21 protein-coding genes are annotated in these 19,557 nt (G+C 70.0%); 2 read left to right on the forward strand and 19 right to left on the reverse strand.

Going from position 1 to position 19,557, the window contains the following annotated elements; all coding sequences use genetic code 11:
* Positions 1–15: 15 nt before the first annotated feature.
* From tatC to IG88_RS0117650, 10 genes are all read right to left on the reverse strand, one after another.
* Positions 16–966, reverse strand: a complete 951-nt coding sequence (gene tatC, locus IG88_RS0117605) for a twin-arginine translocase subunit TatC (RefSeq protein ID WP_031041590.1) — start codon at positions 964–966, stop codon at positions 16–18.
* A 47-nt stretch (positions 967–1,013) separates the two neighbouring features.
* Positions 1,014–1,301: a Sec-independent protein translocase subunit TatA gene (tatA, locus tag IG88_RS0117610; RefSeq protein WP_030404695.1), complete on the reverse strand. Its 288-nt coding sequence runs from the start codon at positions 1,299–1,301 to the stop codon at positions 1,014–1,016.
* Between the two features lie 278 nt (positions 1,302–1,579).
* Positions 1,580–1,774, reverse strand: a complete 195-nt coding sequence (locus IG88_RS0117615; RefSeq protein ID WP_030404694.1) for a hypothetical protein — start codon at positions 1,772–1,774, stop codon at positions 1,580–1,582.
* 10 nt (positions 1,775–1,784) lie between these two features.
* On the reverse strand, positions 1,785–2,045 hold the full coding sequence (locus tag IG88_RS0117620; RefSeq protein WP_030404693.1) for a hypothetical protein: 261 nt from the start codon (positions 2,043–2,045) through the stop codon (positions 1,785–1,787).
* Positions 2,046–2,164: 119 nt separating this feature from the next.
* Positions 2,165–3,208, reverse strand: a complete 1,044-nt coding sequence (locus IG88_RS0117625) for a helix-turn-helix transcriptional regulator (RefSeq protein WP_063760622.1) — start codon at positions 3,206–3,208, stop codon at positions 2,165–2,167.
* 18 nt (positions 3,209–3,226) lie between these two features.
* Entirely contained in the window at positions 3,227–4,180 is a 954-nt protein-coding gene (locus IG88_RS0117630) for a helix-turn-helix transcriptional regulator (protein ID WP_031041596.1), read from the reverse strand.
* Between the two features lie 137 nt (positions 4,181–4,317).
* Positions 4,318–4,689, reverse strand: coding sequence for an FKBP-type peptidyl-prolyl cis-trans isomerase (locus IG88_RS0117635; RefSeq protein WP_031041600.1), 372 nt, complete (start codon positions 4,687–4,689; stop codon positions 4,318–4,320).
* Between the two features lie 60 nt (positions 4,690–4,749).
* Positions 4,750–5,751, reverse strand: a complete 1,002-nt coding sequence (locus IG88_RS0117640; protein WP_031041604.1) for an FKBP-type peptidyl-prolyl cis-trans isomerase — start codon at positions 5,749–5,751, stop codon at positions 4,750–4,752.
* Between the two features lie 152 nt (positions 5,752–5,903).
* Positions 5,904–7,265, reverse strand: coding sequence for a Pup--protein ligase (gene pafA, locus IG88_RS0117645; RefSeq protein WP_030404688.1), 1,362 nt, complete (start codon positions 7,263–7,265; stop codon positions 5,904–5,906).
* A 9-nt stretch (positions 7,266–7,274) separates the two neighbouring features.
* Positions 7,275–8,534 carry an MFS transporter gene (locus IG88_RS0117650; RefSeq protein ID WP_031041607.1) on the reverse strand — a complete coding sequence of 420 codons (1,260 nt, stop codon included), beginning with the start codon at positions 8,532–8,534 and terminating at the stop codon, positions 7,275–7,277.
* A 104-nt stretch (positions 8,535–8,638) separates the two neighbouring features.
* On the opposite strand from IG88_RS0117650, the gene IG88_RS0117655 reads away from it, so the two are divergent.
* Entirely contained in the window at positions 8,639–9,649 is a 1,011-nt protein-coding gene (locus tag IG88_RS0117655; protein ID WP_031041611.1) for a LacI family DNA-binding transcriptional regulator, read from the forward strand.
* 9 nt (positions 9,650–9,658) lie between these two features.
* Here the strand turns inward: IG88_RS0117655 and prcA are convergent, their stop codons facing one another.
* The 6 genes from prcA to arc form a co-directional block, all read right to left on the reverse strand.
* A complete protein-coding gene (prcA, locus tag IG88_RS0117660) occupies positions 9,659–10,435 on the reverse strand; it encodes a proteasome subunit alpha (RefSeq protein WP_031041614.1) in 777 nt (258 codons plus the stop codon).
* A gap of 60 nt (positions 10,436–10,495) precedes the next feature.
* A complete protein-coding gene (prcB, locus tag IG88_RS0117665) occupies positions 10,496–11,341 on the reverse strand; it encodes a proteasome subunit beta (protein WP_031041617.1) in 846 nt (281 codons plus the stop codon).
* Entirely contained in the window at positions 11,293–11,922 is a 630-nt protein-coding gene (locus IG88_RS0117670) for an endonuclease VII domain-containing protein (protein ID WP_031041619.1), read from the reverse strand. The genes prcB and IG88_RS0117670 overlap by 49 nt, the downstream gene beginning before the upstream one ends.
* A gap of 27 nt (positions 11,923–11,949) precedes the next feature.
* Positions 11,950–12,168 (reverse strand): ubiquitin-like protein Pup, encoded by a 219-nt coding sequence (locus IG88_RS0117675; RefSeq protein ID WP_030404682.1) that lies wholly within the window; start codon positions 12,166–12,168, stop codon positions 11,950–11,952.
* A gap of 178 nt (positions 12,169–12,346) precedes the next feature.
* Entirely contained in the window at positions 12,347–13,858 is a 1,512-nt protein-coding gene (gene dop, locus IG88_RS0117680; protein ID WP_420712088.1) for a depupylase/deamidase Dop, read from the reverse strand.
* Between the two features lie 234 nt (positions 13,859–14,092).
* Positions 14,093–15,859, reverse strand: a complete 1,767-nt coding sequence (gene arc / locus IG88_RS0117685) for a proteasome ATPase (protein WP_030404680.1) — start codon at positions 15,857–15,859, stop codon at positions 14,093–14,095.
* A 245-nt stretch (positions 15,860–16,104) separates the two neighbouring features.
* Here arc and IG88_RS0117690 point away from each other — a divergent pair, with 245 nt between their 5' ends.
* Entirely contained in the window at positions 16,105–16,410 is a 306-nt protein-coding gene (locus IG88_RS0117690) for a ferredoxin (RefSeq protein WP_030404679.1), read from the forward strand.
* Positions 16,411–16,484: 74 nt separating this feature from the next.
* Here the strand turns inward: IG88_RS0117690 and IG88_RS0117695 are convergent, their stop codons facing one another.
* From IG88_RS0117695 to IG88_RS0117705, 3 genes are all read right to left on the reverse strand, one after another.
* Positions 16,485–17,075 (reverse strand): hypothetical protein, encoded by a 591-nt coding sequence (locus IG88_RS0117695; protein WP_031041624.1) that lies wholly within the window; start codon positions 17,073–17,075, stop codon positions 16,485–16,487.
* A gap of 218 nt (positions 17,076–17,293) precedes the next feature.
* Entirely contained in the window at positions 17,294–18,196 is a 903-nt protein-coding gene (locus tag IG88_RS0117700) for a tRNA (adenine-N1)-methyltransferase (RefSeq protein WP_031041627.1), read from the reverse strand.
* Positions 18,197–18,254: 58 nt separating this feature from the next.
* On the reverse strand, positions 18,255–19,557 hold a 1,303-nt coding region (locus IG88_RS0117705; protein WP_234332177.1), incomplete at its 5' end, for a site-2 protease family protein.

Raw genomic sequence — 19,557 nt, forward strand, 5'->3', positions numbered from 1 at the left:
CCGCCCCGGCGGCCCTCAGGTCACGTCGTCGTACCCGTTGACCCGGTCCTTCGTGGCCTGCTCGGGCAGGGCGCGGGCGGTGGTCACGGGCTCGATCTCACCGATGTCCTCGGGCGTGAGGTCCAGGTCGGAGGCCTCGTCGTCGTCGGGTTCCAGGGCCTCGCGGCGGCTCTTGCGGCGGTCGTTCAGCAGCGCGATGGTGACCGCGCCGAAGTACAGGACCCAGATCGGCCCGGCCAGCATGAGCATGGTCAGGGGGTCCGTGCTGGGGGTGGCGACGGCGGCGAACACGGTGATGCCCATGATCATCCCGCGCCACCAGCCGAGCATCCGCTTGCCGGACAGCACGCCGGTGAGGTTGAGCATCACCAGCAGCAGGGGCAGCTCGAAGGAGAGGCCGAAGACGAGCACCATGCGCGTGACGAGGTCGAGCAGGTCGTCCAGCGGCAGCAGGTTGTCGACGTCGCTCGGGGTGAACTCGATCAGCACCTTCGCGGAGGTGGGCAGCACCGCGTAGGCGAAGTAGGCGCCGACGAGGAAGAGCGGGGCGCCGGTGGCCACGAACGCGTAGGCGTACTTCTTCTCGTTCCTGTGCAGGCCCGGGGCGACGAACGCCCAGAGCTGGTAGAGCCAGACCGGCGAGGCCAGCACGACTCCCGCCGTCAGGGAGACCTTCAGGGCCAGGGTGAAGGGGCCGAGCAGACCGTTGATGGTGATCTGCGCGCAGGGTTCGGAGCCTGCGCTCGCCTTGGCCAGCTCACCGAACGACTTGTCACAGCCGACCGACTTGAGGATCGGTTCGGTGAGGACGTTGATGATCTCCTGATAGAAGAAGGCGGCGACCACGGTGACGACGACGATGGCCAGCACGGCCTTCGCAAGCCGGTTGCGGAGCTCACGAAGGTGCTCCGCGAGAGGCATCCGCCCCTCGGGATCCTTCTCCTTGTTGCGGGCAGACTTCAGCAACCCACGTTCCCATCTCGTGCGGCGGGCCGGAGGTCACCGGCCCTGCGTCAGCGCTTGGTCGTGTCCGTCGGCTCGGTGACCGGCCGCGAGCTGGTCACGTCGCCGGGGGCGGCCTGGATGGTGCGCTGCGCCGCGGACTGCTCCGGGTTCGGCGGGTCGGCGGGGGCGGCCTCGTCGGTCTTGCCCTCGCTCTTCATCGCCTTGGCCTCGCTCTTGAGGATGCGCGCCGACTTCCCGAGCGAGCGCGCCATGTCCGGAAGCTTCTTCGCGCCGAACAGCAGGATGATGACGACGAGGATGAGAATGATCTCGGGGGCGCCGAGCCTTCCGAACATAAGTCTTTACCTTCTCACCGAGGCGGCTGGGTGGGGGTGCTGTCCGACCGGCCGGACATGTGCCCGATCGATCGACTTGTGCAGCGATCGTAACGCTCAGGGGTGAACGCGAGGCAATCCCCGTGCGTACTCCCGTCCGCGACCGGGCCTCGTTTTCCTGGCCGCGACCAGCAGCGTACCGCCCGAAACCCGCGAGGTGACAGGGCGAAGTGCCCCAAAACATAACTCACACCCGTCCCTCGGGGCGCCGGCCGGGCCTCGCGGCCGGGTTCACACGGTCACAAGGCGTCCACGGCACGGGCCGCGCTCTCGGTCGCCCGCTCCAGGTCCTCCGCGGCCCGGCTGATCCGGCGGGCGGAGTCCGAGACCTGCCGGCCGAGGCGCTGCGCCTCCACGAACACCTTCACGGCGAACACCGCGAGGACGGCAAGACCCAGGAATCCCGCGGCAACCGCGAACATCGGCCAGAACATGAGGTCGAGACTAGACGGTGGAGTGCAGCCGGAGGGTCCTGACCCCGCCGCCGGTGAGCAGCTCCACGACCCGCTCCCCCGCCGGCTTGCGCACGGCCGAACCGCACTCGGGGCAGGTGAACGAGTAGAACGTGGTCCGGCTCGTGGCGCCGATGGCCAGGCGCAGCGCGCTCGCGGCGAGTTCGAAGCGGCCCCGGCACTCCGGGCAGCCCGCCTTGAAGACGACCGGTGACACACGTCTCATCCCGGCGAACGCGACCGCCGCCGTCATCCCCGGTCCGGCAGATCCGGAGGGACCGGAAGGTCCGGAAAGTCGAGATGGCCCGGAAGAGTCGGACGGCCGGGAAGGCCCGGACGGTCCGGAAGGTCCGGAAGGTCCAAGGGGATTGCTCACCGTGCGTGCTCCTGCCTGTCGTGCCGCGCACCGACCGCGCCGACCGCCCCGGTCGCCTCCGGCCCGTCGTACGCGGCCAGCGCCTCACGGGCGGCCTGCCGGGCGCTGTCGGCGAGCGCGGACGGGGAGACGATCCGCCCGTCGCGCCCCAGCCGCAGCGCAAGCCTCCGCAGCGAGGCCGGGTCGGGCGTGCGCAGGGTGATGCGCAGCCCGCCCTCGGGGAGTTCGTCCGCGCTGTCGTGCGGGTAGTACTCGGCCACCCAGCGCCCGCCCGGGCCGACCTCCACGACCACCTCGGGATCCTCGGCGGCGGGCTGCACCAGGCCCTCCGACAGGTCCCGCAGCTCCACCTCCGGCGGCGCGGACGGCTCGTCCAGGATGCGGATCTCGGCCACCCGGTCCAGCCGGAAGGTGCGCCGTGCCTCGGAGCGGCGGCACCACGCCTCCACGTACGTGTGCCCGACGCTGACCAGCCGGATGGGGTCGATCTCCCGCTCGGTGACCTCGTCGCGGGCCGGCGAGTAGTAGCGGATCCACAGCCGGCGGCGCTCCGAGATGGCCCGGTCGACGTCGGCGAAGACACCGCCCTCGGACTCGAAGGTGACGGACAGCCGCGAGCTGGCACCGGCGGCCTCGCCGGCCGCGGTCTCCACCTTCGCCGTCGCCCGCAGCAGCGCCTGCCGGTCGCTCTCCCGCAGCCCGGGCAGGGTCGCCACGGCCCGGGCGGCGACCAGCAGCGCGGTCGCCTCGTCCGCGGCCAGCCGCAGCGGCTCCGCGGCGTCCGCGCCGAGCGCGGCGGGATTGTGCCACCAGATGCGCTCGCCGTCGGTGTCGATGTCGAGGAGGTCGCCGCCGCGGAAGCTCGTGCCGCACATGGGCAGCACGTCGAGGTCGGAGACCAGCTCGTCCTCGGTGATCCCGAATGCGCGCGCCACGTCCTCGACACGGGCCCCGGGGCGCTCGCGCAGATACGTCACCAGGGACAGCATCCGCCGGGTCTGGTCGATGGCGTTCACGGGCCTGACCGGTTTGCCTGCCACAGTGTTGTCCGCTCCCCCTCAGCCCTTGGCGACGGCACGCAGCCGGTCCACCACGTCCGCGCGCAACTCCGCGGGCTCCAGCACCACCACGTCCGGCCCGAACTCCACCAGCCAGGCGTCCAGGCCGTGCCCGTACGGAATCTCCAACTCGTCCCAGCCGTCACCGAGTTCCCGCACCCCGGTGGCCTTCGCCCGCAGGGGGTACCCCGCGCCCGCGCGCAGCCGGATGAGCGCGGACCGGTCGGCGCTCTCCCCCGCCCAGCTCGCGACCGTCTCCCGCACGGTGACGACGTCCGGCACGGGTGCGGTGAACCGCGCGCCGCGCGAGCGGACCTTCCCCGTGATCCGCGACAGCCGGAAGACCCGCTCGGCACCGCGGTCGCGGTCGAATCCGGCCAAGTACCAGTGGCCGCGCCAGCACTCCAGCGCCCACGGCTCCACGTGCCGGGACTCGGGCTGGGCGGCGTTCGCCTTGCGGTAGTCGAAGACGACGGGCCGGCGGTCGCGGCAGGCCAGCATCAGCGGCTCGAAGGCCGTCTCGTGCACCGGGATGCGGGGCTCCAGCGCACCGTGCGCCTCGTACGGGTCGACGTCCTCGGGCAGCCCGGCCGCCCGCAGCTTCTGCAGTGCGCCGCTCGCGGCACCGGCGAGCCGGGCCTGCTGCCACACCTTCGCGGCCAGCCCCAGCGCGGCGGCCTCCTCCGCGTCCAGGGTGATGGGCGGCAGCCGGTTGCTGTCCCGGCGGGCCAGGTAGCCGATCTCGCCGTCGAGGCTCTCCACGGTCTCGATGACCAGCCCCAGTTCGCGCAGGTCGTCCTTGTCGCGCTCGAACATGCGGTTGAAGGAGTCGTCGGAGCCCGCCTCGAGATAGGCCTCGACCGACTCGCGCAGCTCACGCTTGCTGAGTGGCCGCCGCGTCCCGAGGAGACACAGCGCCAGGTTCATCAGCCGCTCGGCCTTGGCAATGGCCATCGACGCCCTTCTCCCTGTGGTGCTTACGACGGATGACCGTACCGTCCCGCGGTGGCGCGGCAAAAGCCGAGGGCCCACGCCCGGACGGGCATGGGCCCCAGGTGACCGGCTCCGACCGCCGTCCGTTCGGACCGCGCTCAGACTCCGAGCAGATCGACCACGAAGATCAGCGTCGAGCCGGGCGGGATCGCCGGGGTCGGGCTCTGCTCGCCGTAGGCGAGGTGCGGGGGGATGGTCAGCCGGCGGCGGCCGCCGACCTTCATGCCCTGCACGCCCTGGTCCCAGCCCTTGATGACGCGGCCGCCACCGAGCGGGAAGCGGAAGGGAGCACCGCGGTTCCAGCTCGCGTCGAACTCCTCGCCCGTGCTGAAGGTCACGCCCACGTAGTGGACGGTCACGGTCTGCCCGGCCTCGGCAACCGGGCCGTCGCCCTCCCAGATGTCCTTGATCTCGAGGTCCGCGGGGGGCTCCCCCTCCGGGAAGTCGACCTCGGGCTTGTCGATGCTCACGTGTTCAGCTCCTGCTTGTCTGCGGAAAGGCAACGGCCCAAGTCTCGCATCCCCGGCAGGTCACATCTTCGCCAGGATGTCCACGGAGAAGACCAGCGTGGAGTCCTTCTTGATGTCGCTGCCCTGCGGCGGATTGTCCCCGTACCCCAGGTCCGGCGGGATGACGACGAGGACGCGGCTGCCGACCTTCTTGCCGGTCAGGCCCTGCGCCCAGCCCTTGACCACCTGCTGCAGCGAGAACGACGTGAGCTGCTTTCTGGCGTACGTCGAGTCGAACTCCTTGCCGCCGTCCCACAGCACGCCCTTGTACTGCACGAGCACACTGTCCTGGGCGCCCACCTCGGCGCCGTCGCCCTCCAGGACGTACTGCGCGACGAGCTTCTTCGGCGCGCCGGCCTTCGGCACCTCGATGGACGGCGCCGCGCCGTCCGTGTTGGTGCCCACCTTCGGCAGCGCGGCGTCGTCCTGCGGGACCTTCTTGCCGTCGGCGCTGCTCCTGGCGTTGAAGGTGTCCTTGATGTCGACCACGAACACCAGCGTGTCGTCACCCTTGATGCCGGCCTGCTCGTTGCCCTGCTTCCCGTACCCCCACGTGGGCGGCACGGAGAACTCGACGCGGCTGCCGGTCTTCTTGCCGGTGAGCGCGTACCGCCAGCCGTCGATGATGCTGCCCTGGGCGAGCTGGATGACGAGCGGGGTCTTGCGGTCGTAGGAGTTGTCGAAGACCTTCGCGCTCGACCAGACCTGGCCCAGGTAGTCCGCCGCGATGAAGTCGTTCTCCGCGACGGCCCTGCCGCCGCCCGCGACGACCGTCTTGACCGCGACGTCCTTGGACGGCTCGCCGCTGCCCTTGGCCACGGTCGGCTTCTCGCCGAACTTCGTCCCCGCGGTGATCGCCGGCAGCGGACCGTCGACGATCTTCGGCGGCGGCGCGGACCCGGCCGACGCCTGCGGCGACGCACTGTCGCTCGCGTTGCTCGATGAGCCGGAGTCGTCGTCACCGCAGGCGGAGAGCGTGACCAGTCCCGCGGGGACGGCGATGAGGAGTGAGCGTCGGCGCACGGTGGGGGCCTCGTATCGGTATCGGGTCGGTCCTGATGGCTGGCGTGCGCGCAACTCTACGGCGTGAGAAGGGCACCGTACGGCTAACGTACGGTGCCCGTGTGGCGTTCCGCCCTGTCGCGCGGAAAGCCCGGCTCTCACCCCGTGCGGGGTCACATCCCGGCGATCAGCTTCTCCACCCGGTCGTCCACCGAACGGAACGGGTCCTTGCACAACACGGTGCGCTGCGCCTGGTCGTTGAGCTTGAGGTGGACCCAGTCGACCGTGAAGTCCCGGCGCTGCTCCTGGGCCCGCCGGATGAAGTCGCCGCGCAGCCGGGCCCGAGTGGTCTGCGGCGGAACGGACTTGCCCTCGAAGATCTTCAGGTCGTTGGCGACCCGGGCCGCCTGGCCCTTCCTCTCGAGCAGGTAGTACAGACCACGACGGCGGTGGATGTCGTGGTAGGCGAGGTCTATCTGCGCGACCCGGGGATGCGACATGGTCATGTTGTGCTTGGCCCGGTACCGCTCCAGGAGCTTGTACTTCATGACCCAGTCGATCTCGGTGTCGATGCGGTCCAGGTCCTCCGCCTCGATCGCCTCCAGCGTGCGGCCCCACAGCTCCAGCACCCGCTCCACCGTGCCGGTGCGGATGCCGCGGCGGTCGACGAAGTCGACGGCCTTCTCGTAGTACTCCCGCTGCACCTCCAGCGCGGACGCCTCCCGGCCGCTGGCCAGGCGCACCTTGCGCCGCCCGGTGATGTCGTGGCTGACCTCGCGGATCGCCCGGATCGGGTTCTCCAGGGTCAGGTCCCGCATCACCGTGCCCGCCTCGATCATGCGCAGTACCAGGTCGGTGGCGCCGACCTTGAGCAGCATCGTCGTCTCGGACATGTTCGAGTCGCCCACGATGACGTGCAGGCGCCGGTAGCGCTCCGCGTCGGCGTGCGGCTCGTCCCGCGTGTTGATGATCGGCCGGGACCGGGTCGTCGCCGAGGAGACGCCCTCCCAGATGTGCTCGGCCCGCTGGCTGACGCAGTACACCGCACCGCGCGGCGTCTGCAGCACCTTGCCGGCGCCGCAGAGCAACTGCCTTGTCACCAGGAACGGAATCAGGATGTCCGCCAGCCGCGAAAACTCGCCGTGCCGGGCCACGAGGTAATTCTCGTGACAGCCGTACGAGTTGCCCGCGGAGTCGGTGTTGTTCTTGAAGAGGTAGACGTCGCCCGCGATTCCCTCCTCGTGCAGGCGTCGTTCGGCGTCCACCAGGAGTCCTTCGAGAATGCGCTCGCCCGCCTTGTCGTGGGTGACGAGTTCGGTCACGTTGTCACACTCGGGTGTCGCGTATTCCGGATGTGATCCCACGTCGAGATACAGGCGGGCGCCATTGCGCAGAAAGACGTTGCTGCTGCGGCCCCATGACACGACACGGCGGAAGAGGTACCGCGCCACCTCGTCAGGCGACAGGCGGCGCTGTCCCCTGAACGTGCACGTGACGCCGTACTCGTTCTCCAGCCCGAAAATGCGGCGGTCCATGACTGAACATTACGCCTGATGACCCGAACTGAAACGGGGTTCGACGGCACGGTTTGGATCATTTTCCGATGAAGCCGCAACCACCGCATCCCGCGCGGGAGCTGCGAGGACCCGCCCCGTGCACGCCAGCACCAGCAACGAGACGCACCCCGCAGCCCCCGGCACCGCGAACCCCCACAGCGCCCCGCCGTGCTCCACGACCGGCCCCGCGAGGCCCGTACCCACCGAGGCGCCCACCGTGAACGTCGTCACCAGCCACGAGAACGCCTCCGTCACCGTCCCACGCGGCGCGTGCACGTCGACGAGCACGAACGCACACGCGATGCACGGCGCCAGGAACACCCCCGCCACCACCGTCAGCAGCACCATCGCCACTGCGCCGGGCATCAGCATCAACGGCAGGTAACACACCGCCAGCAACGCCACCAGCACCCGCAGCCGCCGCGCCGGCTCACCCGCCCACCGCCGCGCCCCGTACACCACTCCCCCGGCCAGCGCTCCCAGCCCCAGCGCCGCCATCAGCCAGCCGTACACGGCGTCGCCGCCGTGCTCGTCGGCGTACGGCACCGAGGCCACCGTGATCGACCCGAGCGCCATCCCGACGAACAGGAAGGCCCCCAGCAGCGCCAGCAGCCCGCCCGAACGCAACGCCCCCAGCCAGTGCGCCTCCCGCGGCGCCGACCGCCACGCGCGCGAGGGCGGCGACACCACCACCGACAGCGCGCCCAGCACACCGAGACCGTTCAGCACCAGCAGGGCCGCCTGCGGCGACCACAGCGACACGCACACCGTCACCAGCAGCGGCCCCACGGTGAACATGACCTCCTGCGCCACGGCGTCCATCGCGTACGCCGTGTGCACCTGGTCCTCCTCGCCCAGCACACTCGGCCACAACGCCCGCAGCCCGCCCTCCAACGGCGGCGTGAACAGCCCCGCGGCGCCCACGGACGCGTAGGCCAGCACGGCCGTCCCCGTGCCCGCGAAGGCGAACGCCGCCATCGCCAGCGCCGACAGCACCGCGGCCGGCAACTGCACCCGCGGCTGCCCGTGCAGGTCCACCAGCCGGCCCAGCACCGGCTGCCCCACGGCGTTCGCGACGCCGTACACGGCCGCCAGCGCCCCCGCGAGGCTGTACGAACCGCCCTCGGCCCGCACGAACAGCACGATCGCGATCGCCGCGGTCGCGTTGGGCAACCGCCCGACCAGCGTGCCCGCGAGCAGCCGTACGGCATGCCGCGCCCGGAGAATGCCCAGATAACCGGCGACCACGACCCGCCTCCCTGTCCCCACTCATGCAAGTGTTACGTATAACGTCCGCAGCCATACGTACCATGTCGCCTGTTCAGCAGTCCAGACGAAAGCGCAGGCGAACGGTGGCACGAGGCAGCACCCGCCCCACAAGCCGGGACGTCGCCCGGGCCGCCGGCGTCTCCCAGGCAGCCGTCTCCCTGGTCCTCGGCGACAAATGGCGCGGCAGGGTCTCCGAACCCACGGCCCGACGCGTCCGCGAAGCCGCGTCCGAACTCGGCTACCGCCCCAACCTCGCCGCCCGCAACCTCCGCCTCGGCCGCACCCGCACCGTCCTGCTCGTCGTCCCCGCGCTCACCACGGAGTTCTTCGCCGAGGTCTACACCGGCGCGGCACGAGTCGCCGCCGCACACGGCTTCGGCGTCGTCCTCTACCCCTCACCCGAAGGCGTCGGCCCCGCCCGGGACCCCTTCGCCTCCGCACAGGCCGCACTCGACGGCGTCATCGCCTCCTCCATGGCCGCCGACGCCCTCACCGCCATCCGCGGCGACCAGCTCCCCCTCGTCATGCTCGACAGCGACCCCGACGGCAGCCTGGGCGCCGCCACGGTCAACCTCGACATCGCCGACGGCATCCGCCAGGTCGCCGAACACCTGCTCTCCCTCGGCCACCGCAGCTTCCTCCACCTCGCCGCGGACGTCCCCTCCTGGACCTTCGACGTACGCGCCCGCGAACTCGCCGCACGGCTCACCGACGTCCCCGGCACCGAACTGCGCACCGTCCACGCCCCCATCTCCATCGAGGGCGCCCTGACCGCCACCGAGGCCGCCCTCGCCGCGCCCGGCCCCCGGCCCACCGCACTGGTCTGCGACGACGACAAACTCGCGGCCGGCGCCTACAAGGCCATCCGCCGGGCCGGACTCCGCGTCCCCGACGACCTCTCCGTCACCGGCCTCGACGACCTCGGCCTCGCCACCGCCATCGACCCCGAACTCACCACCGTCCGCCTCGACGCGGAAGCCTTCGGCGAACGCGGCATGCGCGCCCTGCTGGCGGTACTGGAAGGCAGGCCCCCCGAAGAGGGGGACCTGCCGGTCAGCCTGGTGGTACGGGGCTCCACGGCCCCGCCTCGTTGAGACGAGCGCCTACTCCTCGTCCGACCCGGAGCCGGTGTCCGCCTCGTCCGCCGCGGACGGCTCGGCGGTGTCGGCGACCGCACCCGCCCCCGACTCCAGCAGCCGCGACAGTTGCGCGCCCACGATCCGCTTGAACTTGCGCTGCTGCGGACGGGTCCGGTCCAGCACGGCGACCTCCAGCCGCTCCGCCGGAATCTCCCGCTCACTCCCGTTGGTGTCGCGGGACAGCGCCTGCACCGCCAGCTTCAGCGCCTCGGCCAGCGTCATCCCGTCCCGGTGCCGCTGGTCCAGATACCCACTGATCTGCTCCGCGTTGCCCCCGACCGCGACCGAGCCGTGCTCGTCCACGATCGAACCGTCGTGCGGCAACCGGTAGATCTGATCGTTCTCCGGGCTGTCACCGACCTCCGCGACGACCAGCTCCACCTCGTACGGCTTCTCGGCCTGACTGGAGAAGATCGTGCCCAGCGTCTGGGCGTACACGTTCGCCAGGCCCCGCGCCGTCACGTCGTCCCGGTCGTACGTGTAACCCCGCAGGTCGGCGTAGCGCACCCCGCCGATCCGCAGGTTCTCGTACTCGTTGTACTTGCCGGCGGCCGCGAAGCCGATCCGGTCGTAGATCTCGCTGAACTTGTGCAGCGCACGGGACGGATTCTCACCGACGAACACGATGCCGTCGGCATACTGCAGCACCACCAGGCTGCGGCCCCGCGCGATGCCCTTGCGGGCGTACTCCGCCCGGTCCGCCATCGCCTGCTGAGGAGATACATAGAACGGCGTCGACACCGGTTATCCGTCCCTTCCTGTCGAAATCACTGGACCACCTGACAACGAAGACCGCGCCCGCTACAGCAGCGCGGCCCGGGGACCGTCGGGCTGCTCGAGCCGGGCCTGCAGCACCGAACCCGCCAGCTCCGCGGACTCCTCCTCACCGAGCCGGCGGAAACCGTCCTCGGTGATCACAGTGATGATCGGATAGATCCGGCGGGCGACATCGGGACCGCCGGTCGCCGAGTCGTCGTCAGCCGCGTCGTACAACGCCTGCACCACGAGCGTCGTGGCCTGCTCCTCGGTCAGGTCGTCACGGAACAGCTTCTTCATCGCACCGCGCGCGAAGACCGAGCCCGACCCCGTGGTCGCGTAGTTCCGCTCCTCGGAACGGCCGCCCGTCACGTCGTACGAGAAGATGCGGCCCCTGCCCCGGTCCACGTCGTACCCGGCGAACAGCGGCACCACGGCCAGCCCCTGCATCGCCATGCCCAGATTGGACCGGATCATCGTCGACAGGCGGTTCGCCTTGCCCTCCAGGGAGAGCTGCGCGCCCTCGACCTTCTCGAAGTGCTCCAGCTCAAGCTGGAACAGCTTCACCATCTCCACGGCCAGCCCCGCCGTACCGGCGATGCCCACCGCGGAGTACTCGTCGGCCGGGAAGACCTTCTCGATGTCCCGCTGGGCGATCATGTTGCCCATCGTGGCCCGCCGGTCACCGGCGAGGACGACACCGCCGGGGAACGTGACCGCCACGATCGTCGTACCGTGCGGCGCCTCGACGACGCCCTGCACCGGCGGGAGCTGCCGGTTGCCCGGAAGCATCTCCGGCTGGTGCGCGCCGAGGAAGTCCATGAAGGAGGAGGACCCGGGCGTCAGGAAGGCAGCCGGTAGACGCCCGGTGCTACGAGTGTTGGCTTCCACGCGATTCCCTCCACGTAAGCGGCAGCCCGCCTTATGGCATCGGGCCGATCCTTGAACTGCCCCAGCGCAGCGTTGCAGCTGAAGCACAGTACGCCACGGACCCTACCCGTCTCGTGGCAGTGATCCACATGTGCGGCGGGAGCGGCAAGACATATGCAGCAGACGCCGGCCTGGTCGGCGATCAACTGGTCACGCTCGGCCTCGGTCAGGCCATAGTGGCGCCTCAGATGCCCTTCCCGCCCCTGGACGGCCCGGCATGCCTTGCAGCGGGTCGCCAGGCCGTCCGAGGCGGTCGCGTTGCGGTGCCACTGGCTGTGCGGCTTGACTTCGCCGCAGGTCCGACAGAGCTTGTGCCCCGCTGGGACGTCGGCTTTCTCCCGGACGGTCAGCCCCATGGCCTCACGGCGGCGCCGGTAGTGCGCGGCGCTGTATCTCGCCACGCACTCCCGACACCGGACTTGCAGCCCGTCACTACGGTTCTTGTCCCGGGCGAACTCGGACACGGGCAGATTCCGCTTGCAGCCTGTGCACTGCTTCTCGCCCGATGACCCAACCACCCCGAAACCCCCCGTTGCCGTCATTTCAAAGGGAAAGCGGCCTCGAAGCCTTTACTGGCCACCCTTTTGCACGAAGCTTCGCACGAAATCCTCGGCATTTTCCTCGAGTACGTCGTCGATCTCGTCCAGGACCGAGTCCACGTCGTCGTTCAGCTTCTCCTGACGCTCCTTGAGGTCCTCCGAGGTCTGCGCGTCCTGCGCCTGCTCCTCGACCTCCTCGGTGGACCGCGTGGCCTTCTGCTGCCCGCCGCTGGTGTCCTTGGTCGCCATAACCCTCACCCCGCTCGGTTCGCCCGACACAGTTGCTCGGTCAAGATCAGACCCTACAAGTCCGGTCCGACATCGGCCCCGCACTTCCTCCAACGTACGGAGACCATCTCCATGGTTCCCGGACCTGGGATATTCCACCCCGTCCGGCTGTCTACTCCCCGGTACCCGCTCGGGTTCCTCACCCGCCGGACAGGACCCTGACCAGGTCGTCCGCGGTGCGGCAGCGGTCCAGGAGCTCCTTGACGTGATTACGCGTTCCGCGAAGCGGTTCCAGGGTTGGGACCCGCTGGAGCGAGTCCCGTCCCGGCAGATCGAAGATCACCGAGTCCCAGGAGGCCGCCGCGACGTCGTCCGCGTACTGCTCCAGGCAGCGTCCGCGGAAGTAGGCGCGGGTGTCCTCCGGGGGCTTCGTACGGGCCCGCTCGACCTCGTTCTCGTCCAACAGGCGCTTGATGCGGCCGCGCTCCACGAGGCGGTTGTAGAGGCCCTTGTCGGGCCGTACGTCGGCGTACTGGAGGTCGACGAGGTGCAGCCGGGGGGCGTCCCAGTCGACGTTGTCGCGGCGGCGGTAGCCCTCCATCAGCTCCCGCTTGGCGACCCAGTCCAGTTCGCCGGCGAGGCTCATGGGGTCGTTCTCGAGCCGGTTGAGGGTGTCCTCCCAGCGGCCGAGGACGTCCTTGGTCTGGTCGTCGGCGTCCGCGCCGTACCGTTCCTCGACGTACTTGCGGGCCAGCTCGTAGTACTCCATCTGGAGCTGTACGGCGGTCAGTGTGCGGCCGCTGCGCAGGGTGACCAGGTGCTTGAGCGTCGGGTCGTGCGAGACCTGGTGGAGGGTGCGTACGGGCTGGTCGACGGCGAGGTCGACGGCGATGAAGCCGTCCTCGATCATGGACAGGACCAGGGCCGTCGTGCCCAGCTTAAGGTACGTCGAGATCTCCGACAGGTTCGCGTCGCCGATGATCACGTGCAGGCGGCGCCACTTCTCGGCGTCGGCGTGCGGTTCGTCGCGGGTGTTGATGATGGGGCGCTTGAGCGTCGTCTCCAGGCCGACTTCCACCTCGAAGTAGTCGGCGCGCTGGCTGAGCTGGAAGCCGTGTTCGTGGCCGTCCTGGCCGATGCCGACGCGGCCGGCGCCGGTGAAGACCTGGCGGGAGACGAAGAAGGGCGTCAGGTGGCGCACGATGTCGGAGAAGGCGGTTTCCCGCTTCATCAGGTAGTTCTCGTGCGTGCCGTAGGAGGCGCCCTTGTTGTCGGTGTTGTTCTTGTAGAGGTGGATGGGCTGGGCGCCGGGCAGTGCTGCGGCTCGTTCGGCGGCCTCGGCCATGATGCGTTCGCCGGCCTTGTCCCACAGGACGGCGTCGCGGGGGTTGGTGACTTCCGGAGCGCTGTATTCGGGGTGGGCGTGGTCGACGTAGAGCCGTGCCCCGTTGGTGAGGATGACGTTGGCGAGGCCGATGTCCTCGTCGGTGAGCTGGCTGGAGTCGGCGGCCTCGCGGGCGAGGTCGAAGCCTCGGGCGTCCCGCAGCGGGTTCTCCTCCTCGAAGTCCCAGCGGGCCCGGCGGGCCCGGTGCATCGCCGCCGCGTAGGCGTTGACGATCTGGGACGAGGTGAGCATGGCATTGGCGTTCGGGTGGCCGGGGACGGAGATTCCGTACTCCGTCTCGATGCCCATTACTCGCCGTACGGTCATGCGGCCCTCCTTGCCCGGCGGCGCCCGTAGTGGGCGACGCTCAAGTACCGCTGGCGCTCCGATGCGTGTGCGGTGCCCGTCCCCGCGCTGCGCGACTCGGCGGTAAGGAAGAGCCTAGAACGCCTTTGCGCCGGCGGGGAGATCATTTGCGTCATTGCCTTGCTCCAGCCGGGGGCCTCCGGAAAACAGTCGGCTGCGGGTACCCGGTGAGGGCACCCGCAGCCGCCCCGCGTTTTACAGGTACTGACCGGTGTTCGCCACCGTGTCGATGGAGCGTCCGGTGTCCGCGCCCTGCTTTCCGGTGACGAGCGTACGGATGTACACGATCCGCTCGCCCTTCTTTCCGGAGATGCGGGCCCAGTCGTCCGGGTTGGTGGTGTTGGGCAGGTCCTCGTTCTCCTTGAACTCGTCCACGCATGCCTGGAGGAGGTGGGAGACGCGAAGGCCCTTCTGGTTCTTGTCGAGGAAGTCCTTGATCGCCATTTTCTTGGCGCGGCCCACGATGTTCTCGATCATGGCGCCGGAATTGAAGTCCTTGAAGTAGAGGACTTCCTTGTCGCCGTTGGCGTAGGTGACCTCCAGGAAGCGGTTCTCCTCGGATTCGGCGTACATCTGTTCCACCGCCGTCTGGATCATGCTCTGGACGGTGGCCGCCTTGTCCTTCTCGTGCTCCGCGAGGTCGTCGGAGTGGAGGGGAAGGCGTTCGGTGAGGTACTTGCCGAAGATGTCCTTGGCCGCTTCGGCGTCGGGACGTTCGATCTTGATCTTCACGTCGAGCCGGCCGGGCCTGAGGATGGCGGGGTCGATCATGTCCTCGCGGTTGGAGGCGCCGATGACGACCACGTTCTGCAGGCCTTCCACGCCGTCGATCTCGGCGAGGAGCTGGGGGACGATGGTGTTCTCCACGTCCGAGCTGACGCCGGAGCCGCGCGTACGGAAGAGGGATTCCATCTCGTCGAAGAAGACGATGACGGGAGTGCCCTCGCTGGCCTTCTCGCGGGCCCGCTGGAAGACGAGGCGGATCTGCCGCTCGGTCTCGCCGACGTACTTGTTGAGGAGCTCGGGGCCCTTGATGTTGAGGAAGAAGCTCTTGCCGGCGGCCTGGCCGGTGACCTCGGCGACCTTCTTGGCCAGCGAGTTGGCGACGGCCTTGGCGATGAGCGTCTTGCCGCATCCGGGGGGTCCGTAGAGCAGGACGCCCTTGGGGGGACGCAGCTCGTGCTCCTTGAACAGGTCGGGGTAGAGATAGGGGAGCTCGACCGCGTCGCGGATCATCTCGATCTGTCCGCCGAGGCCGCCGATCTGCTCGTAGCCGATGTCGGGGACCTCTTCGAGGACGAGTTCTTCGACCTCGCTCTTGGGGACGACCTCGTAGACGTAGCCGGAGCGGGGTTCGAGCAGGAGGGCGTCGCCGGGGCGGATGGTGAGGCCGCGCAGGGGCTCGGCGAGCCGTACCACCCTTTCCTCGTCGGTGTGGCCGAGGACCAGGGCGCGCTCGCCGTCCTCGAGGATCTCCTTGAGGGTGACGATGTCGCCGATGCTCTCGAACTCCATGGCCTCGACCACGTTGAGTGCTTCGTTGAGCATCACTTCCTGGCCGCGTCGGAGCTCGTCGAGCTCGACGCTCGGGCTGACGTTCACCCGCAGTTTGCGGCCGCCGGTGAAGATGTCGGCGGTGCCGTCCTCGTTCGCCTGCAGGAAGACGCCGAAGCCGGCCGGCGGCTGGGCCAGCCGGTCGACTTCCTCCTTGAGGGCCACGATCTGGTCGCGGGCCTCACGGAGGGTGCCGGCGAGTCGCTCGTTCTGGGCGGACACGCCGGCGAGGTTGGTCTGCAGTTCGACGATCCGCTCTTCGAGAATTCTCGTGTGTCGCGGAGATTCGGCGAGCTTGCGTCGCAGGACGGCGATCTCCTGCTCAAGGTAGGCCACCTGCCCGGCCGGGTCCTCGGACCCGCGTCCCGGGCGGATGCCGCGGTTCATGTCGTCGTCGTGGGCTGCCACGGTCCTCACCTCCTCCAAGGGGAGCTGGACGCTTCCAGACCCTACCTGGGTGGGTGTCGATTGAAACCCCTAGATCACAAAGACTGTCGGGGTGTGTCCGATCTTCACCCTTGCGCTCTCCCTCACGCCAGGGGAATACCCACGGAACGTGGAGGGAACCCCGGCGGGGGTAGGGTCGAAGTGTTCAACACCCGTCAGAGCTGGCCGGATTCCCGAAGGGCTCGACGCAGGAAACGGCAGGAGAGATGAGCGTGCAGCAGGAGGCCGTTGTCGACGGCGAGGCTCTGGAGGTCTGGATCGACCAGGACCTGTGTACCGGTGACGGTATCTGCGCCCAGTACGCGCCCGAGGTGTTCGAGCTGGACATCGACGGTCTGGCCTATGTGAAGGGCGCGGGCGACGAACTGCTGCAGGCACCCGGGGCGACAACGCCCGTGCCGTTGCCGCTTCTCACGGATGTGGTGGATTCGGCGAAGGAGTGTCCGGGCGAGTGCATCCACGTGCGCCGCGTTTCGGACAGGACCGAGGTCTACGGCCCGGACGCGGAGTGACCGAATCGTAACGTGATGTGCACGCTCCGTGACGATCGTCTGGTGTGTCACACCGTTCGTCCCGGGAGCACCGGTCAGACGGTGCGTGCCTGTGAGGGCGTGTCGCTGACGAACGCGCCGTCCTTCCACCGCCACTTCACGTCGTCGGTGACGTCGGGGCAGCAACTGGGCACGTCGGCCGAGGAGTAGCCGAGGAGCGTGGCGTGGACGGCGCCGTCGCGGACCGCGAGTGCGGTGGCCGTGCGGCGGTCCTTGGGGTCGACGAGGGTGGCCACGACGCGGGGCTTGCCGTCGTCGGCGTTCCGGGTGACGACGTACACGCCGTCGGGCGGGGTGCCCATGGGGGCGTCGCAGTGCACGACGGCCACGGTCTCGGGGCGGCCGTCTCCGTCGAGGTCGCCGGAGGCCTGTTTCTGTACGACGGCCTTGACGGGGCCGCATTCCAGGGGGAAGGAAACGGCGGCGGGGTCGGGCGGCGCCAGGTGTGCGGGCCCGCTCCGGGGTCCGGCCGCGGTCGTGTGGCCGCCGGTCTGGGCGGCTGTCGCGGCGTCGGGCTGCAGGACCGAGGAGAGGGCGACCACGCCGGCGAGGGCCGTGGCGGTGGCGACCCAGTGGATGGGCCGGGTGTGCGTGTGCGAGAGGTCCGGAACGGCGGGGTGCTGCACGAGGAGTGTCTCCTGTGAGGGCTGTGCCGGTGGGGGTGGCCTGCATCGTGCCACACGTCACAGTGCGGGGGAACGGCGGGGGGGGGACTGGTTCTGTTTTCCGCGGGTCGCCTCGGCGCGCCCGGTGCGGTCAACACGACGACGCCGTGGTGGAGTTCCGGGACGCTGCCGGAACTCCACCACGGCGTCGGTGCGTTGTGCGCGGTGCGGGGGCGGCTTCAGCGGCCGGTGCCTCCGCCGGCGTTGGGGCCGTCGTAGTCCTCGCCGTAGGCGCCCTTGGCGGGACGGCGGCGGCGCATGGGCGGCTCGACGCCGTCGGCGAGGCGGCGGGCGGTGAGGAGGAAGCCGGTGTGGCCGATCATCCGGTGGTCGGGGCGGACGGCGAGACCTTCCACGTGCCAGTTGCGGATCATGGTTTCCCAGGAGGTCGGCTCGTTGAAGCAGCCGATCTCGCGGATGGACTCCACGGTCCGGGCGAGCTGGGTCGTGGTGGCGACGTAGCAGCACAGGATGCCGCCGGGCACGAGGGCCTTGGAGACGGCGTCGAGGCATTCCCAGGGGGCGAGCATGTCGAGGATGACGCGGTCGACGTCGGTGTCGGACAGGTTGTCCTGGAGGTCGCCGACGGTGAGCTGCCAGGCGGGGTGCGGGCCGCCGAAGTAGCGCTGCACGTTCTGCTGGGCGATCTCGGCGAAGTCCTCGCGGCGCTCGTAGGAGTGCAGCATGCCCTGGTCGCCGATGGCGCGCAGCAGGAAGCTGCTCAGGGAGCCGGAGCCCACGCCGGCCTCGACGACGCGTGCGCCGGGGAAGATGTCGGCGAAGGCGAGGATCTGCCCCGCGTCCTTCGGGTAGACGACGGCTGCCCCGCGGGGCATGGACAGGACGTAGTCGGGGAGCAGGGGGCGCAGCGCGAGGTAGGCGACGTTTCCGGTGGTGCGGACGACGCTGCCCTCGGGAGCACCGATCAGTTCGTCGTGGGGGAAGGAACCCTTGTGGGTGTGGAAGTTCTTCCCGGCCTCGAGCGTGAACGTGTAGTGGCGGCCCTTGGGGTCGGTCAGCTGAACCTGGTCCCCGACCTTGAAGGGCCCGCGCCTGCGGGCGGCACCGGTCGGTTCGGACATGTGACCAGCCTACCGGTCCTGGCGGGGGCCGCCGACCACGGCTGTGGGCGGGCTGCGCTCAGGAGGGCCGGGCCATGGCCTTGACGAAGGCGCGCTCGACGTCGGCGGCGGACAGGACGCCGTAGATCTCGCCGGTCTCCTCGACGACGAGGTATTCGGTGGCGGGGTTGGCGCGCAGGGCGTCCAGGAGTTCCTCGCCGGAGAGCTCGGCGGAGACGCGCATGCCGTCGGTGAGGTCCTGGGCGAGGGTGCTGACGGCGACCCAGGGGCGGCGGTGCTCGGGCACGCCGACGATGGCGGCCTCGCGGACCAGTGAGGCGGGGGTGCCGTCGGCGTCGACGACGACGAGGGCGCGGGCGCCGGAGGCGTTGGCGCGGCGGAGGGCTTCGGAGAGGGGGGTGTCGGCCCGGACGGGGACGGCGCGCCGGGTGAGGGCGCGGGCGCGCAGCTCGGGGAGGTGTTCGCGCAGGCGGGCCATGCGGAGGCTGTTCCCGGCGCCGGTCCAGATGATCGCGGCGAGGATGGCGGCGAGCAGGGCGTCCATGACGGTGTCCATGCCGACGTCGTCGGCGGCCTTGCTGCCGAGGGACTGGGTGGCCAGCGGCAGGCCGACCAGTACGGCGATGGCGAGGGCGCGGCCGACCCAGGCGGCGGCGACGGTGCCGCTCATCGGTTTGCCGGTGATCTTCCAGACGACGGCGCGGAGCATGCGGCCGCCGTCGAGGGGGAGGCCGGGCAGGAGGTTGAAGACGGCCACGATGAGGTTGGAGACCATGAGTCCGGCCAGGATGACGCCGGGGACGCTGTCGGGTTCGACCGGCAGCAGGGCGGCGTAGAAGACGCCGGCGAGGACGAGGGAGAGCAGGGGGCCGACGAAGGCGAGGACGAATTCGCGGCCGGGTGTCTCGGCTTCCTTCTCGATCTCGGAGACGCCGCCGAAGAACTGGAGCTGGATGCGGCGGACGGGGAGTTTGAAGCGGAGGGCGGCGACGGTGTGGGCGAGTTCGTGGACGAGGACGGAGGCGTAGAAGGCGACGGCGAAGAAGAGGGAGACGAGATAGCGGGCGGCGCCCAGCTCGGGCAGGACGCGGTCGAGCTGGCCGCCGAAGACCCAGGTGATGAGGGCGGCGACGAGGAACCAGCTCGGGGCGACGTAGACGGGTACGCCGAAGGGGCGGCCCATGAGCAGTCCGCCTCCGGGTTCGGGCCGGCGCTGCGGTGGCCGTCCCGGTCCGCCGGGGCCGGGGGTGTGGGCCTCGGAGCGGTGGGGGGTGCCGCTGCCGGCCTGGCCGGGCGTGGGGCGGGTGGGGGTGTCGTCTTCGGGAGCGGGTTGTTTCGGCGGCTGTCCCGAGGTGCCGGGC

Origin of the sequence: Streptomyces sp. NRRL F-5650, from assembly GCF_000721365.1 — a bacterium.
GTDB classification, from domain to species: Bacteria; Actinomycetota; Actinomycetes; order Streptomycetales; family Streptomycetaceae; genus Streptomyces; species Streptomyces ardesiacus.

Bases quoted from the DNA above. Each gene is read 5' to 3' on its own strand.
- pafA (WP_030404688.1), bottom strand. From the start codon at position 7,265: ATGGACCGCCGCATTTTCGGGCTGGAGAACGAGTACGGCGTCACGTGC.
- IG88_RS0117675 (WP_030404682.1), bottom strand. From the start codon at position 12,168: ATGGCGACCAAGGACACCAGCGGCGGGCAGCAGAAGGCCACGCGGTCC.
- IG88_RS0117690 (WP_030404679.1), top strand. From the start codon at position 16,105: ATGAGCGTGCAGCAGGAGGCCGTTGTCGACGGCGAGGCTCTGGAGGTC.
- IG88_RS0117630 (WP_031041596.1), bottom strand. From the start codon at position 4,180: ATGGCCATTGCCAAGGCCGAGCGGCTGATGAACCTGGCGCTGTGTCTC.
- dop (WP_420712088.1), bottom strand. From the start codon at position 13,858: ATGACCGTACGGCGAGTAATGGGCATCGAGACGGAGTACGGAATCTCC.
- IG88_RS0117700 (WP_031041627.1), bottom strand. From the start codon at position 18,196: ATGTCCGAACCGACCGGTGCCGCCCGCAGGCGCGGGCCCTTCAAGGTC.
- IG88_RS0117620 (WP_030404693.1), bottom strand. From the start codon at position 2,045: ATGACGGCGGCGGTCGCGTTCGCCGGGATGAGACGTGTGTCACCGGTC.
- IG88_RS0117615 (WP_030404694.1), bottom strand. From the start codon at position 1,774: ATGTTCTGGCCGATGTTCGCGGTTGCCGCGGGATTCCTGGGTCTTGCC.
- tatA (WP_030404695.1), bottom strand. From the start codon at position 1,301: ATGTTCGGAAGGCTCGGCGCCCCCGAGATCATTCTCATCCTCGTCGTC.
- IG88_RS0117670 (WP_031041619.1), bottom strand. From the start codon at position 11,922: ATGACGGCAACGGGGGGTTTCGGGGTGGTTGGGTCATCGGGCGAGAAG.